This is a genomic window from Deltaproteobacteria bacterium (genome assembly GCA_026129095.1).
GTDB lineage: Bacteria > JAGRBM01 > JAGRBM01 > JAGRBM01 > JAHCIT01 > JAHCIT01.
On sequence record JAHCIT010000003.1, the window covers coordinates 1 to 15,302 of the forward strand.

17 protein-coding genes are annotated in these 15,302 nt (G+C 65.0%); 4 read left to right on the forward strand and 13 right to left on the reverse strand.

What is annotated here, in order from left to right; translation table 11 throughout:
• Positions 1-545: 545 nt before the first annotated feature.
• Genes dusB through KIT79_04965 form a run of 3 tightly spaced genes read left to right on the forward strand, consistent with a single transcriptional unit; the run spans position 546 to position 4,236 of the window.
• Entirely contained in the window at positions 546-1,652 is a 1,107-nt protein-coding gene (gene dusB, locus KIT79_04955) for a tRNA dihydrouridine synthase DusB (GenBank protein MCW5828644.1), read from the forward strand.
• Positions 1,642-2,775, forward strand: a complete 1,134-nt coding sequence (locus tag KIT79_04960) for a PAS domain-containing protein (protein MCW5828645.1) — start codon at positions 1,642-1,644, stop codon at positions 2,773-2,775. Before dusB ends, KIT79_04960 begins: the two co-directional genes overlap by 11 nt.
• 9 nt (positions 2,776-2,784) lie before the next feature.
• Positions 2,785-4,236: a sigma-54-dependent Fis family transcriptional regulator gene (locus KIT79_04965; GenBank protein MCW5828646.1), complete on the forward strand. Its 1,452-nt coding sequence runs from the start codon at positions 2,785-2,787 to the stop codon at positions 4,234-4,236.
• 36 nt (positions 4,237-4,272) lie between these two features.
• Here the strand turns inward: KIT79_04965 and KIT79_04970 are convergent, their stop codons facing one another.
• The 13 genes from KIT79_04970 to nadA form a co-directional block, all read right to left on the reverse strand.
• On the reverse strand, positions 4,273-4,749 hold the full coding sequence (locus KIT79_04970) for an OsmC family protein (protein ID MCW5828647.1): 477 nt from the start codon (positions 4,747-4,749) through the stop codon (positions 4,273-4,275).
• Positions 4,742-5,140 (reverse strand): lactoylglutathione lyase, encoded by a 399-nt coding sequence (gene gloA, locus KIT79_04975; GenBank protein ID MCW5828648.1) that lies wholly within the window; start codon positions 5,138-5,140, stop codon positions 4,742-4,744. The genes KIT79_04970 and gloA overlap by 8 nt, the downstream gene beginning before the upstream one ends.
• 8 nt (positions 5,141-5,148) lie before the next feature.
• Complete coding sequence (gene gpmI, locus KIT79_04980; protein MCW5828649.1) at positions 5,149-6,708, reverse strand: 2,3-bisphosphoglycerate-independent phosphoglycerate mutase; 1,560 nt, start codon at positions 6,706-6,708, stop codon at positions 5,149-5,151.
• A 33-nt stretch (positions 6,709-6,741) separates the two neighbouring features.
• Positions 6,742-7,143 (reverse strand): TraR/DksA family transcriptional regulator, encoded by a 402-nt coding sequence (locus KIT79_04985; GenBank protein ID MCW5828650.1) that lies wholly within the window; start codon positions 7,141-7,143, stop codon positions 6,742-6,744.
• Between the two features lie 18 nt (positions 7,144-7,161).
• Entirely contained in the window at positions 7,162-7,635 is a 474-nt protein-coding gene (locus KIT79_04990; protein ID MCW5828651.1) for a 23S rRNA (pseudouridine(1915)-N(3))-methyltransferase RlmH, read from the reverse strand.
• A complete protein-coding gene (gene rsfS, locus KIT79_04995) occupies positions 7,632-8,189 on the reverse strand; it encodes a ribosome silencing factor (GenBank protein MCW5828652.1) in 558 nt (185 codons plus the stop codon). Before rsfS ends, KIT79_04990 begins: the two co-directional genes overlap by 4 nt.
• 9 nt (positions 8,190-8,198) lie before the next feature.
• A complete protein-coding gene (locus KIT79_05000; GenBank protein ID MCW5828653.1) occupies positions 8,199-9,461 on the reverse strand; it encodes a glutamate-5-semialdehyde dehydrogenase in 1,263 nt (420 codons plus the stop codon).
• A 30-nt stretch (positions 9,462-9,491) separates the two neighbouring features.
• Complete coding sequence (gene proB / locus KIT79_05005; protein ID MCW5828654.1) at positions 9,492-10,616, reverse strand: glutamate 5-kinase; 1,125 nt, start codon at positions 10,614-10,616, stop codon at positions 9,492-9,494.
• Positions 10,613-11,671 (reverse strand): GTPase ObgE, encoded by a 1,059-nt coding sequence (obgE, locus tag KIT79_05010; GenBank protein MCW5828655.1) that lies wholly within the window; start codon positions 11,669-11,671, stop codon positions 10,613-10,615. Before obgE ends, proB begins: the two co-directional genes overlap by 4 nt.
• A gap of 87 nt (positions 11,672-11,758) precedes the next feature.
• Positions 11,759-12,019: a 50S ribosomal protein L27 gene (gene rpmA, locus KIT79_05015; GenBank protein MCW5828656.1), complete on the reverse strand. Its 261-nt coding sequence runs from the start codon at positions 12,017-12,019 to the stop codon at positions 11,759-11,761.
• A gap of 42 nt (positions 12,020-12,061) precedes the next feature.
• The gene (gene rplU, locus KIT79_05020; protein ID MCW5828657.1) at positions 12,062-12,376 is read right to left on the reverse strand and encodes a 50S ribosomal protein L21; all 315 of its coding nucleotides are present in this window, start codon (positions 12,374-12,376) and stop codon (positions 12,062-12,064) included.
• Positions 12,377-12,462: 86 nt separating this feature from the next.
• On the reverse strand, positions 12,463-13,506 hold the full coding sequence (locus tag KIT79_05025; protein ID MCW5828658.1) for a hypothetical protein: 1,044 nt from the start codon (positions 13,504-13,506) through the stop codon (positions 12,463-12,465).
• Positions 13,494-14,450 carry a quinolinate synthase NadA gene (gene nadA / locus KIT79_05030; GenBank protein ID MCW5828659.1) on the reverse strand — a complete coding sequence of 319 codons (957 nt, stop codon included), beginning with the start codon at positions 14,448-14,450 and terminating at the stop codon, positions 13,494-13,496. Before nadA ends, KIT79_05025 begins: the two co-directional genes overlap by 13 nt.
• Positions 14,451-14,639: 189 nt before the next feature.
• Between nadA and KIT79_05035 the strand changes: the two genes are divergently transcribed.
• Positions 14,640-15,245, forward strand: coding sequence for an outer membrane beta-barrel protein (locus KIT79_05035; GenBank protein ID MCW5828660.1), 606 nt, complete (start codon positions 14,640-14,642; stop codon positions 15,243-15,245).
• Positions 15,246-15,302: the final 57 nt, after the last annotated feature.

The window sequence follows — 15,302 nt, forward strand, 5'->3', positions numbered from 1 at the left end:
CTGACGGGTCGCGGCCCTCTCCAGGAACTGGAGAGGGCGGGAGCAATCCTCTCCCCCTCTCCGGTTCCCGGAGAGGGGGATTAAGGGGGTGAGGCCATCCTTCCTTCTGCCTCACCCCGCGCCCCTGACGGGTCGCGGCCCTCTCCAGGAACTGGAGAGGGCGGGAACAATCCTCTCCCCCTCTCCGGTTCCCGGAGAGGGGGCAGGGGGAGTGGTTTCCTTCAGGGCGGGAACAATCCTCTCCCCCTCTCCGGTTCCCGGAGAGGGGGATTATAGGGGGTGAGGCCATCCCCTCTCGGGGGATTAAGGGGGTGAGGCATCTGGAAACCTCACCTCACCACGGCTCACCACGCCTCAGGCCGTACTGTTTTCGTCTTGTCACCGGCCCGCCGGTTGACTTCCCGTGCCGTTCGGCAAATCCTGAAAAAGGCGGTTTGCATAGTTACTGGGCAGCCTAAAAAATACGCAAACCGGCAAAAATGCCAGATAAATGCCTTTAATATCACTTTAAGCCTGTAAACAGGCGCTTTCCGATGAATATGAATGTGGCAGCGGACAAAACGGGCGAAAAACCGGACGGAACCCCTATAGAGGGTGTGACGGTCGGCCGGGTCCGGCTGGCGGGCAATCTGGTGCTCGCTCCCATGTGCGGCGTGACGGATCTGGCCACCCGGCGCGTGACCCGCCGCGAGGGCGCGGCCCTCTGCTTTACCGAGATGCTGAGCAGCGTCGCGCTGCTGCACGATTCGAAAAAGACGTTCGATCTCCTGCGTACCGCCGCCGAGGACGCGCCGCTCGCCGTGCAGGTGTTTGGCGGCGACCCGGACGTGCTCGCAAAAGCCTGCACGCTCCTCGAATCGAAGGGCGTCCAGTGGATCGACCTCAACATGGGCTGCCCGGTTCCGAAGGTTGCCAACCACGAGGCGGGCTCCGGCCTCCTCAAGGATCTCGTCCTCATCGGCCGCATCTTCGCCGCCATGCGGAAGGCCATCGGCGGCACCTTCACCTGCAAGATACGGGCGGGCTGGGACATGGAATCGCTCGTCTTCACCGAGGTGGTCCGCATCGCCGGGGAAGAGGGGCTCGACGCCATCGCCTTCCACCCGCGCACCCGCGCCCAGCAGTACACCGGGAAGGCGAACTGGAACTTCCTGAAAGCCGCGAAGGAGATCAGCCGCATCCCCGTGTTCGGGAGCGGCGACCTGTTCACGCCGGCCGATGTCATCCGCATGCAGCGGGAGACGGGCGTGGACGGCTGTTATCTCGCCCGCGGGGCCCAGGGGAATCCGTGGATATTCCGCCGCGCCCTTGCCGGGCTCGCGGGAAAGCCCGACCCCGGCCGCCCGTCCGTCGCCGGACTGCGCGCCGTCATGCTGGAGCACCTCGACGGCAGTTGCAGCCTCTACGGCGAGAACCGGGGCGTCAGGATGTTCCGGAAACACATCGGCTGGTACACGAAGGGGCTTCGCAACTCGGCGCAACTCCGGGCCCAGGCGTTCGGCTTCCTTGAGGCCGCGGCGGTGCAGGCCACCCTGAACGCCTATTTCGACACGCTGGAGGCATCGGGCCTGAACCCGTGGGCAGGAGAGCCCGAAGCCTCGGCCGGAAACCCGCCCGAAACGCCGGAGGACTGCCTCGCCTATGCCGGCTAAGCCCAGCCAGAAGCCGGTGTCCGGCGCCCTCGACTGGCGGGTGATCTTCGACAGTTTCGAGGACGGCGTACTGGTGCTCTCGCCGGAGGGCGGGATCGAATACCTGAACGACGCAGCCGAGAAGCTCCTCGGCCTCTCGCGCCAGTCGGCTGTGGGGCTGCACTACTCGGACGCGCTGAACCAGCCGCATCTGGCCGGAATGATTGCCACGTCGGGCGAGCGCGGCATCAGCCTTGCCGACCGCAGCGCGTTCCTCGACTTCCCGCCAGGACTGCCCGGACACCCGGAGCGGGTGCCGGTGGCGCTCAAGGTGACGCCGCTCAACGACGACGGCGGCGCCCGCCGGGGCACGACGGTGACGATCATTGACCGCACCCGGACGGTGGAGATGGAGCGTGACCTCGTCCGCAGCGACCGGCTGGCCTCGATGGGCACCATCGCGGCGGGCCTCGCCCACGAGATCAAGAACCCCCTTGGCGGCATCGCCGGGGCGGCCGAACTGCTGCTCCGCGAGGGCTCGCTCTCGGACACGGGCCGGGAGGCGGCGCAGATCGTCCGCCGCGAGGTGGAGCGGGTGAACGGCCTCATCGAACGGCTGCTCCGGTTCGCCAAGCAGGAACAGGTGATGCCCGAGGAACTGAACATCCACCAGCTTCTCGACGAGACGGTCGCCCTGGTCCGCCTCGCCCGGCCGGGGCAGGAGTTCGTGCGCGAATACGACCCCAGCCTGCCGCCGGTGGCCGGCGACGCCGGGCAGCTCAAGCAGGTGTTCCTGAACCTCGTCCAGAACGCGGTGCAGGCCTCCCCGGAGGGCCGGTCGGTCATCATCGGCACGCGGCTCGTCAACACCTTCCGGTTCCGGGAGGTCGAGGAACGGGGCTACCGCCGCCTGATCGAGGTGTCGGTCACCGACCGCGGCCCCGGCATCCGGCCGGAGCATTTCGGACGCCTGTTCACGCCGTTTTTCACCACCAGGCAGGACGGGACGGGCCTGGGACTGGCCACGGCCCACCAGATCGTCCGCGAGCACGAGGGGTTTCTCACGGTGAACTCGCAACCGGGCGAGGGGGCGACCTTCGTGGTCCACCTGCCGGAGGCGGCCCGCCAGCGGGCAGGAGCATGAGGTGACGCGATGAGCGCGAAAATACTGGTTGCCGATGACGAGCAGAGCCTCAGGTTCGTGCTGGGGAAAGCCCTCGAAGCGAAGGGCTACGCGGTGGACTACGCCGTGGACGGCGACGAGGCGTGGAAGCGGCTCGGCGAGGGGGGGTATGCGCTCGCGTTCCTCGACGTGAAGATGCCGGGGCCGTCGGGCCTCGATCTCCTGACCCGGTGCCGCGGGCTCGCCCGCCCGCCGATGGTCATCATCATGACGGCGCAGAACACCATGCAGAACGCCGTGCAGGCGATGAAACTCGGCGCATACGACTACCTGACCAAGCCGTTCGACCTGGAGCAGGCCGAGCTGCTCGCCGCCCGCGCCCTGGAGAGCCGCCGCAAGGAGCGGGAACTCGCCACTGCTGTGCCGAAAGCCCCTGCCGGGGCCGAGGCCGCGCCTCCCGCCGCCGAGGGCGAGCCGGTGCTGCTGGGCCGTTCGGGGCCGATGCAGCAGATCTACAAGCTGATCGGCCGGGTGGCCGACTCCACCGCCGCCGTGCTGATCCACGGCGAATCGGGCACCGGGAAGGAACTCATCGCCCGCATCACGCATCTCAACAGCTCGCGTGCGAAGCAGCCGTTCGTCGCCGTGAACGCCGCGGCCATCCCCCGCGACCTGCTGGAGAGCGAGCTGTTCGGCCACGAAAAGGGCGCATTTACCGGTGCCACCGACCGGCGCAAGGGCAAGTTCGAGCTCGCCAGCGGCGGAACGCTGTTCCTCGACGAGATCGGCGAGATGTCGCTGGACCTCCAGTCGAAGCTGCTCCGCGTCCTCCAGGACGGGACCATCGACCGGGTGGGCGGCGAGAAGCCGATCCGGGTGGACGTGCGGCTCATCACGGCCACCAACCGCCAGCTTTCCGACATGGTGCGCGACCGCACCTTCCGCGAGGATCTCTACTACCGGCTGAACGTGATCCAGATCGAGGTGCCGCCCCTGAGGGCGCGCAAGGAGGATATCCCGCTGCTGGCCGACAGTTTCCTTGCCCGGTATTCGGCCCAGTTCAGCCTCGGAAACCGCTATCTCGCCCCGGATGCGGTGGAGGCGCTCAGGAACTACGCCTTTCCCGGCAACGTCCGCGAGCTGGAAAACCTCGTCAAGCGGGCGCTTCTCCTCTCGTCGGGCAACGTCATCAGCCGCGACGACATCGTGCAGTTCTTCAGCACCGATCCGGTTCCGGGGGCGGCCGAGGCCGAGGCGTCGCTGGAGAGCCTCGTCGAGCAGCACCTGGTCCGGTTCATCATGAAAACAGACCTCAACCGGCGCGGCGAGCTCTACCATCAGGTGCTGGAGATGGCCGAGCGGCCGCTGCTCCGCCTCGTCCTGGACCGGCTGCACTCGAACCAGCTCCGCGCGGCCGATGCCCTCGGCATCAACCGCAACACGCTGCGCAAGCGGCTGAAGGAACTGGGCCTGAAGGAGTAGGAGGGCCTTCCCGGTGATGCCGGGGCAGAACCCGCCTCAGCTCTCCACGATTCGTGGTACGGCCGTCACGGGAAAATTGACGGAATTGGCGATGAAGCAGTGGGCATGGGCGCGTTCGTGGAGGGCGATGGCCCGTTCGGTATTGGCGCCTTTTCTCACCGTGACCCTGGGGTGGAGCACGATGCTGCTGAACTTCACGACGCCGTTCACCTTTTCCATCGTCCCCTCAGGGGCGTCCTCGTAGGCGAGCACTTCGATCCGCGATTTCGCGCAGAGGGCGATGTAGGTGAGGAAATGGCATGAAACGACCGCCGCCATCAGGAAATCCTCAGGATTGTGGAGGCCGGCATCCCCCCGGAACGCGGGGGCGGAACTGCCGCTGAGGGAACCCTTCCCGTCGAAATCGACGCGGTATTCGCGGGAATAGGTTTCATAGGCGAACGGCTGCGCGCCGCCGCCGGTCCAGACGAGCCGGCATTTGAAACCATGAACGTCGTCTTCGGGATTACCCATGCTGCCTGCTCCTGTTCTCGATCAGTTCGATCTTGTATCCGTCCGGATCCTCTATGAAGGCGATCACCGTCGGGCCGTGCTTCATGGGGCCGGGTTCCCGCGTCACCCGGCCGCCTTTGGCCTTTACCTCGTCGCAGATCTGGTAGATGCCGTCCACGCCGATGGCGATGTGGCCGAAGGCGGTGCCGATGTCGTAGTGGTCCACGCCCCAGTTGTAGGTGAGCTCGATGACAGTGTGGTCGTCCTCGGAACCGTAGCCGACGAAGGCCAGCGTGAACTTGCCATCCGGGTAATCCTTCCTGCGGAGCAGTTTCATGCCGAGCACGCGGATATAGAAATCAATGGAACGTTCGAGGTTCCCGGTGCGGATCATGGTGTGGAGGATTTTCACCGGTGAACCTACTCGTGATGCTCGATCAGGGACTGGCCGGTCATCTCCGGCGGTTCCTTGATGCCCATGATGTCGAGGATGGTCGGCGCGATGTCGCTGAGGCGGCCGCCCTGACGGAGTTCCCGCTTCCCGTCTGGCTTCGGCTCCACGAGGATGAAGGCGACGGGGTTGGTGGTGTGCTGCGTGTAGGGCTTCCCGGCGGCGTCCGCCATCTGCTCGGAGTTGCCGTGGTCGGCCGTGACGAGCACCGTGTAGCCCTTCTCCTGCGCGGCGGGGACAAGGCGTGCAAGGCACTGGTCCACTGCCTCGTTGGCCTTCACTGCCGCCTCGAAGATGCCTGTGTGCCCAACCTGGTCGGAATTGGCGTAGTTGAGGGCGATGAAGTCGTACGTCTTCTTCCCGATGGCCTCGATCACCCTGCCGGTCAGCTCGGCGGCGCTCATCTCCGGCTTGAGGTCATAGGTCTTCACATCCTTGGGCGAGGGGACGAGGATGCGGTCCTCGCCCTCGAACACCTTTTCCTGACCGCCGCTGAAGAAGTAGGTCACGTGGGCGTATTTCTCGGTCTCGGCGGCACGGAGCTGCGTGAGCTTTGCCTTCGAGATTACCTCGCCGAGTGTGTTCTTCGGCTCCTCGTTCGTGAACGCAAAGGGGAGCTTCAGCGTGGCGTCATATTCGGTGAAGCAGACGTAGCCAGAGAGCTTTGGCACCCTTCCGCGCTCGAACTCCTGGAACTGCGCGTCGGTGAGCGCACGGCTCATCTCCCGTGCCCGGTCGGCCCGGAAGTTGAAGAAGATCACGCCGTCACGGTCGTTGATCTGGCCCACGGCGTTCTTGCGCTCGTTGGTGATGATCGTGGGCTTGACGAACTCGTCCGTCTCGCCGCGGGCGTATGCCGCCTCGACCGCCTCCCGTGCCGAGGTAGCCGTGAACTCGGCCCGGCCGTTCAGCATCGCGTCGTAGGCCGCCTGGATGCGGTCCCACCGCTTGTCGCGGTCCATGGCGTAGAAACGCCCGGAAACGGTGGCGATTTTCCCCGTTTCGAGGTCGGCCTGCGCCGCCTCCAGCTGCTGGATGAACTCCGGCGCGCTCTTGGGGGCGGTGTCCCGGCCGTCGAGGAAGGCGTGGACGTAGACTCTCTTGATCTCCTGCTCCTTGGCCAGCTTGAGCAGCGCGACCAGGTGGTCAATGTGGCTGTGGACGCCGCCGTCGGAAACGAGTCCCATGAGGTGCAGGGCACCGTTGGCGTCACGGACCTTCTGGCACAGGCCGGTGAGTTCCTTGTTGGTGAAGAACGTCCCTTGCTCGATTTCCCGGTAGATGAGCGACAGGCTCTGGTAGACGATCCGCCCCGCGCCGATGTTGAGGTGGCCGACCTCGGAGTTTCCCATCTGTCCCTTGGGGAGGCCCACGTCCTCACCGGAGGTCTTGACCGGAACCCAGGGGTTCCCGGCGAACAGATTTTCGATGAATGGCGTGTTGGCGGCCTTCACGGCGTTGGAAGGCTCGTCCTTGCCGAGTCCCCAGCCGTCCACGATCACCAGCAGTACCGGTTTCTTCCCGCCCATTCCGGCTTTCAGTCCTCCCTCTGGGCCTGCGCCCTATTCGAGACCTTCTGCACCGGCCGTCTCGCCGGTGGCGCGGGTTCGTTCGTCTCGCTCGACGATCTCCTGGCACGCGACGCACCGCTCGCTGTACGGAACCGCCATCAGCCGCTTGAACGGGATTTCGTCGCCGCAGTCGGCGCAAGTGCCGAAGTCAGGCGTGTTGATCCGCTGGAGCGCGGCGTCCACCCGCTCCAGGATTTTCTGGTCGGCGAGCGACATCCGGCCGATGAACGCCTTGTCGTAGATCGACATGGCGGCATCGGCGAGATCGGACGCCCCCTGTTCGGCCTCGAGGGCGGCGGTCGATTCCTTCAGGCTCGCCACCTCGCGGAGCAGCGCCGTGCGCATCTCCTCCAGCTTCGCCTTGCACTGTCCGGTCTGTTCGCGTGTGGGCATGCGGCCGCCTCGTTTCGGTCAGTAATGGTAAGGGACGCCCTTCTTGAGCGTCCAAGCCCGGTAAAGTTGCTCCAGAAGCAGCACGCGGGCAAGTTCATGGGTGAAGGTGGCCGGCGAGAGCGAAACGAGTTCACGGGCATTCCGCTTGACATCCGCCGCAAGACCGAACGGGCCGCCGATGGCGAACGATGCCGCCCGGCCGGACAGTTCGATCCGGTCGAGAAGCTGCTTCCATTCCAGCGTCGAGAGGGGCTTCCCCTCCGGCGTCAGTGCATAGAGAGCCCCTTCGGCCTTCTGGAGGATCCGGGCCCCTTCTTCTCCGCTCGCCCGTCGCCGGTCGGCCTCCGAGGGCGAGCGGTCGCGGATTTTCGTCTCGGGTACCTCACGCAGTTCCAGCGTACAGAACCGGCCAATCCGTTTGGCATAGTCGGCCGACAGCTCGGCCAGCGGGCCCGGCTTCAGTTTCCCGGTGCAGATGACGGCCAGTTTCATCTGGCCGGGCGGCCCGCACGGGGCAGGTCCACCACGCGGCCATCCTCGCCGTACAGCCTGCGCTCCGCATCCGGGAAAAGCCGTTCCAGGTCGTAATAGTGGCGGGAGGCATCATCGAAGATATGCACAACCACGTCGCCCGCGTCGGCGACGATCCACAGGCCGGTGCCGTATCCCTCGGTCCGGGGCTTGTCGCGTCCGGCCTTCCGTTCCGATTCGCTCACGGCGTCGCTCAGGGTCTGGTTGTGCCGCGCCGACGTGCCGGTCACGACGAGGAAGTAGTCCGTATAGGCGACCATCGGCCCCACGTAGATACTCGTCACCGCGAGCCCCTTCTTGTCGAGAAGGGCCGCGACAAGCCGGTCGAGCTGGATCCTGGCTGGATCGGGCCGGGCGGCGGGACTGCGTGGGGGGGCCGCCTTCCGGGGAGGAGGCGGCGGGGTTTTCCGGGTTTTCGGCCTCGCCGCCGCCGGAGCCTTCCGGGTTTTTGCACGCGGGGGTGCGGGCTTTCGTTTCGGGGCTGTTTTCTTCGCGGGTTTCCGTTTTGCTGGCATAGATGGGGCTCAGGCGCGGACCTGTCCGTCGCCGTAGATGAAGAACTTCTCCGTTGTCAGTTCCTCCACGCCCATCGGACCGTAGGCGTGGAGCTTGGTGGTGGATATGCCGATCTCGGCGCCAAGCCCCAGTTCGAAGCCGTCCGAGAACCGGGTCGAGGCATTGATGAAGACGCAGGAGGAGTTGACCTCCTTCAGGAACTGCTGCGAGCGCGCATAGTCGCTGGTGACGATCGTTTCCGTGTGGTTGGAGCCATAGGTCGAGATGTGGTCGATCGCCGCATCAATGGAGGGGACGATCCGTACGGCGAGAATGAGGTCCAGGTATTCGGCGTACCAGTCGGCCTCGGTGGCTGGCCTGGTGGGGACGCCGCCGGCCAGCTTCGCCGTCCCGGGGCAGACTCGAAGTTCCACGCCCGCTTCGTGCATCCGCTTCAGGGCGCCGGGCAGGAACGCCGGGGCGGCCTTTTCATGGACGAGCAGGGTTTCGAGCGCGTTGCAGACGCCGGGGCGCTGGACCTTGCCGTTGAAGGCGATGTCGCTCGCCATCTTCGTGTCGGCACTTTCGTCCACGTAGACGTGGCAGGTTCCCTTGTAGTGCTTGATGACCGGGATGCGGCTTTTCTCGGCCACGTAGCGGATCAGGGCCTCGCCGCCGCGGGGAATCACGAGGTCGATCTCCTCGTCGAGCTTGAGCAGTTCTTCCATCGCCGTGCGGTCGGTGGTCTGGAGCACCTGCACCAGGTCGCCTGGCACGCCAGTGCTCTTCAGAGCCCCCCGGATGACCTCGCCGAGCGCGAGATTCGAGTGGAGTGCCTCCTTGCCGCCGCGCAGGATGACGGCATTGCCGGCCTTCAGGCACAGGGCGGCGGCATCCACGGTCACGTTGGGCCGGGATTCGTAGATGATGAGGATGACGCCAAGCGGGATCCGCATTTTCCCCACGCGCATGCCGTTGGGCCGGATCCACTGGCGCGATACCGAACCCACCGGGTCGGGCAGGGCGGCGACCTCGCGCAGCCCCTTGACCATCTGGTCCATCACCTTGGGCGTGAGCCTGAGCCGGTCCACCATTGCGCTGGCAAGACCGGACTTTTCGGCGGCCTCGACATCGAGCCGGTTAGCCGCTTCGAGCTGGCTTTTCGCCGCGACGATGCCGTCGGCGATGGCGAGCAGCGCCTGGTTCTTCACCGTGGTCGAAAGCCGGGCCCCCCGGATGGCGGCGAGCTTGCCGCCGTGGGCCACCTTCAGCATGTCATCAGCGAGGGACACAGAACACTCCTTCCGGCACCCGGATCTACACTAACCGTTCAGGATTACGAGGTCATCCCGGTGGATGAGCTCGTCCACGTCCCGGTAGCCGAGAAGCTTTTCGATCTCCTCGGTCTTGCGCCCGGCGATCCGGGCCGCGTCCCGGGAGCCGTAGGCCACGATCCCGCGTGCGAACTCCCGGCCGTCGGGGGCGAGGCACTTCACGCAGTCGCCGGGATCGAACTCCCCGCGGACCTCGCGCACGCCTGCCGGGAGCAGCGATTTCTTCCCGCCCCGGAGTGCCTGCGTGGCGCCGGCGTCGAGGACCAGCTCCCCTTTTGGCTGGAGCGTGTGGGCGATCCAGTGGCGGCGGCGCGACATGCCCTTCTCGTCGGGAGCGAAGAACGTCCCCTCGTCCTCTCCGGCGAAAACCCGGCTGAGGACACCCTCGCGGATGCCGGAGGCGATGACGACGGCCGCGCCGCCGCGGGTTCCGGTCTCGGCCGCGTCCAGCTTGGTCTTCATCCCGCCGAGGCCAACCTCCGACGAGGTGCCGCCGGCAAGCCCTTTCAGGCTGTCGGTGATCTGGGAAACCTCGCCGATTCGCCGGGCGTCCGGGTGCTCGTTCGGGTTCTGGTCGTAGAGTCCGTCCACGTCAGTGAGGATCACCAGAAGCTGCGCCTGCAAAAGGCCCGCGACGATGGCCGAAAGCCTGTCGTTGTCGCCGAACTTGATCTCCTCGACCGATACCGTGTCGTTCTCGTTGATGACCGGCACGACGCCCAGCTCGAACAGGGTTTCGAGCGTGTTCCGGGCGTTCAGATAAAGCTGCCGGTTGCTGACCACCTGCTGCGTGATGAGCACCTGCCCGGTGACAAGCCCGTGGCGGCCGAACTCCTGCCCGTAGGAGTGCATGAGGAGACTCTGGCCCACGGCGGCGGTGGCCTGCTTGAGCGGGATCGTTTTCGGCTTTTCCTTCAGGCCAAGCCGCGAGCGGCCAGAGGCCACGGCACCGGAGGTCACGACAGCCACTTCAAGCCCCCGCTTGCGGAGCGCGGCGATTTCGTCAACGAGGCGGCCAAGGCGTGCGGCGTCGATCCGGTCGCCGCTCACGAGCACCCGCGAGCCCAGCTTGATGACGGCCCGGCGGACCTCGGGAATGTCGCTGCGTTTCACCAGTCGTCTCCGGCGGCTTCAGTGGCTTCGGGTTCCACGGCCTCGGCATGGGTGCGTGCCCCCATCTCCTCCAGCAGGTGCCCAAGCCGGGTCTTCAGTTCCGGTATGTTCTGGCCGGAAACACCGGAAATTGTCCACACCTCGACCTTCTTGCGCTTGAACCGGGCGAGCAGTTTCTTGAGGATAGCGGCGTCAGGGTTCGTGTCCATCTTGTTCAGGGCGACGAGCCGGGGCTTGTCGAGCATGGACTTGTCGAAGGCCCGGATCTCCTTGAGAAGGAGGTCGTACGTCGCCACGGGGTCTTCCGGTGCGGCCACATCGATCACGAACAGCAGCACCCGCGAGCGCCGCGCATGCTTCAGGAACCGGATGCCGAGGCCCGCGCCATGATGGGCACCTTCGATTATTCCCGGCAGGTCGGCGACGACGTAGGTCTTGAACTCCGCCCACTCGACGACGCCCAGGTTCGGCGCGAGCGTCGTGAACGGGTAGTCGGCGATCTTGGGCCGGGCGGAGGATATCCGGCTGATGAGCGTGGACTTGCCGGCATTGGGAAGGCCCACCAGTCCCACGTCGGCCAGCAGTTGCAGCTCAAGCCGGACGTCCATCTCCTCGCCGGGCTCGCCGGGCTGCGCGTAGCGGGGTGTCTGCCGCCGGGCGGTGGCAAAGTGCATGTTCCCCATGCCGCCCCTGCCGCCCTTGGCGATGACGATCTCCTGCCCGTCCTCGGTCAGGTCGCAGATGATTTCGTTCGTGTCCGCCCGGTAGGCGCGGGTTCCCACGGGCACTTCGAGGACGAGGTTCTCCGCGTCCCTCCCGTACATGTCGTTCCCCATCCCCTGCTGGCCGTTTTTCGCTATGGCGCGGGGCTGGTAGCGGAAGTCGAGAAGGGTGTGCTTGCGGGTGCTGGCCCTCAGGATCACGCTGCCGCCCGCGCCGCCATTGCCGCCCGATGGCCCGCCCTTGGGGCGGAACTTCTCCCGCCGGAAGGCGACGCAGCCCGGGCCTCCGTGGCCGGAAGCGACGTGAATCGTGACTTCGTCGATGAACCGCATGGGTATCCTGATATGCTGCGCCCCCTTGCCGGCTGGCGGCGAAGGGGGCGCGGAGTGCCTTGGGGGCCGGAACCGTTGGGAAGACGATCAGCCCTTGGCGGCCGCGGCCTCCTCGAGCGGGATCACATGGACCCGCTTCCTGGCCTTGCCCCACCGGGTGAACTTCACGGTTCCCTCGGCGGTGGCGAAGATGGTGAAGTCGTTGCCCATGGCCACGTTGCGGCCGGGGTGAACCCGCGTGCCGACCTGGCGCACGATGATGTTGCCCGGCTGCACGGTCTGTCCGTCGGCGCGCTTGACGCCTCGCCGCTGCCCGTGGGAATCGCGTCCGTTAACCCGATCTGCCATGACTCAAAAACCTTCCTGCTGCTGCTGCTGACTGGCGCCGGCTCAGGCCGAGATCGCCGTCACTTCCACCCGGGACTGCTCGGCCCGGAAACCCTGACGCTTGCGGGAGTTCTTCCGCCGCCGGTGCTTCCAGATGAGAATCTTGGGGCCGCGCATCTCCTCGATCACCTTGAGCGTCACCTTCGCGCCGCTCACGTACGGTTTGCCGACCACCGTCTCGCCGCCGTCCTTTTCCACGACCAGCACCTTGTCGATGGTGACCTCGCTGCCCGGCGCGGCGTCCACCCGGTCGAGGACGAGCCTGTCGCCTTGGGCGACGCGGTACTGCTTGCCCTGGGTAATGATTACGGCGTGCATGCTAACTCTCCGTCTTTGCTCAGGAAACCGCCCGAAGCGGCCCTGCCGGGACACCCCCGGAAGGCGCCTTTTGTGGCCGAAACGGCTCAGGGAGTCAAGGGGCTATCGGAGGCGGGATTTGCCGACAGGGTTTCCGTGAACATGGACTCGAACCGTTCCGCGATCCGGCCGTAGGCACCGGCGTTGAAATGAAAATCGTTGAACAGCATGGGGTCTTCGGGGAAATCCTTCCGGGTAAAGACGTAATGGGGGATTCCTCGTTTCCGGTGGGCATCCAGAAGCGTTTCGAGTTCGGGAGCCTGCTCGCGGAGCATGGATGTAAAGTTCGGGATCAAGCCAGTAAGCAAATGTGTCCCATTTGTATCCAGCTCCCTTGCAAACTCCTCCCATAGGATTGTGTATGCAGTTTTCAAGTCATTGTCGTATCCAACCGGCCAAAGAATATGCAGGAGGCTTGCTGGTGGGATCGAACTACGTATCCATTCATGCTTCCAAGCCAAATGATAATGAAAACGCAGCGAGCTTGTTGTGAGTCCTTGAAGTAAAAAGAGGGGAAAGAAGGAGTTGCTTCGGATTGCTTCCGCAGTCATTGGACTGGCGATCTCTAAGAAGTCGTTGAAAAAGAACATATGGATGACCGCGAATGGGGTAGCCCCCCCCCCCCCTTGTAATACACGATTGAGGTGTCGTCTTTGTTCGGCCAAACCTGTGCCCGGAACTCCGGCGTTGTATACACAAGCATCGAGGCCCTTTCCTTTAAGACGTCTATCAAGTTGTTCCGGCCAGGATTGTCCGTCAGGCAACAAGTGTCCCTGAGTAAATGAATCTCCTAATGCGATGATGGGAACTGAACATCTGAACTCCGTCGGTTCTGGTGCTCGGTGGCCTAAACTATTGTTTGTGCGGATTGATCCCGACCGAAAAGGGCCTTTCCCTTTATGATCGAAAATGTATCCGGGTTTCTCACTGGCGGAAACCGAGATAAACCAGGTAAACCCGGCGGCCCGCAAGGTGAGTTCGGCCGCCACCACTCCCGCGCAGGCCAGGGCAAACGAGCCCGCGACGGCCCCCAAACGCATCCAGCCCGGATGCCGCCGGGCCGGTTTGTCCGGCAGCTTCACGCGCTCCATTCGAGCATGAGCTCCAGCGGCTTGAGGGCCTTCAGCCGGACGGCCTCGTCCATCTCGATCGTGGGCTTCAGATCCCTCATGGCGGCGTAGATTTTCTCCATCGTGTTGAGCTTCATGTAGGGACACTCGTTGCAGTTGCACGATTCGTCCTCGCCGGGGGCGGGGATGAACTTCTTCCGGGGCGAGTATTTCTCCATCTGGTGGATGATGCCCGGCTCGGTGGCGACGATGAACTCGCTGGCCTCCGACTGCCGCGTGTATTCGAGGAGCGCCTTCGTCGAGCCGATGTGGTCGGCAAGGTTCAGCACCGGCGCGGTGCACTCGGGGTGTGCGATCACCTTCGCCTGGGGGTGGCGGACCTTGAGATCAATGAGTTTGCGCTCGCTGAACGTCTCGTGGACGATGCAGGTGCCGTTCCAGAGCACCATGTCGTCGCGGCCGGTCTGCTTCCTCACCCAGGCGCCGAGGTGCTTGTCCGGGGCGAAGATGACGGGCCGGTCCTTCGGGATCCGGCTGACGATCTTCACCGCGTTGGACGAGGTGCAGATCACGTCCGAGAGCGCTTTCACTGCCGCCGAGCAGTTGATGTAGCTCACGACGAAATGGTCCGGGTGCTGCGCCCTGAACCGGGCGAACTCCGGGGCCGGGCAACCGTCGGCGAGGCTGCACCCGGCGTCCATGTCGGGGATCACGACCGTGCGCGAGGGGTTCAGGATCTTGGCCGTCTCGGCCATGAAGTGGACGCCGCAGAAAACGATGACGTCGGCGGCGGTGGATTTGGCCGCCTGCGCGAGCTGGAGAGAGTCGCCGATGAAATCGGCGATGTCCTGGATGTCATCCTCCTGGTAGTAGTGCGCGAGGATGACGGCGTTGCGCTCCTTCTTTAGGCGCACGATCTCGCCAGCGAGGTCCAGGGTGGGGTCGATCTTTTCGGCCAGTTCCATGTTGTCGTCCGTGGCTCCGCCGGGTGTAACCCGGTTGCGGGCATCAGCGCCGCTGACGCCTTGTGTCAGTGTGGGGTCGGGCGAGGGGGTTTTCAAGGCGGCGCGCTGGTGTCTTGAGTCACTGTTTTTCGCTGGAGCCCCGGTTAGGCTTCTCCCCGGGCTGGGCCATTTTTCAGGAGGAAAATACAAGTGCTGAACATCCGGTTTTCACCCTTGCAGTGTATGGTGTTTCTGGCTGTCCTTTTCAGCGGGGCATCACCGGTCCGAGCCGACGGCAACTGGGTGCTGGGGGCGCGGGGCGGCATTTCGTGGATCCTGCAGAAGGTGGACGGCAACAAGGACGCCGACGCGGGCGGGCACCTGAACATTCACGGCGGGTACCGCATCGCCAAGCCGCTGCTGGTGGGCCTGATGCTGGACGCCGAACGCCACGACGTCCGGCAGGGCACCCTGAAGCTGGGCGACCACTACACCTTTTCCGTTCTCCCCTTCGCCGAGGCCCGCCTCGACCTGCCGGGAATGCCGGTGGTGCCGTTCGCCAATCTGGGCATCGGCGTCAACATCAACGATCTAGACGACGATCCGAGCTTCGGGGCGCTGAATGCCCGGAACAAGGAGGCCTACCGCTTCGGTATCGGGGCCGACTGGGTATTCGCGGATACGGCCGCCGTGACGATGGAGCTTGCCTACAAGATCAACGACTCCAGCATCCGGAGCGCGGCGGCTAGCGTGACGAGCGGCAGCTACCGGATGAACTCGCTCGCGCTCCTGTTCGGCGCCCGGCTGATTTTCTGATTGGCGGCCGGTTCTCAGGAAGCGACTCTGGTTGTGGTGGAGCGAGTTCGCCAACTG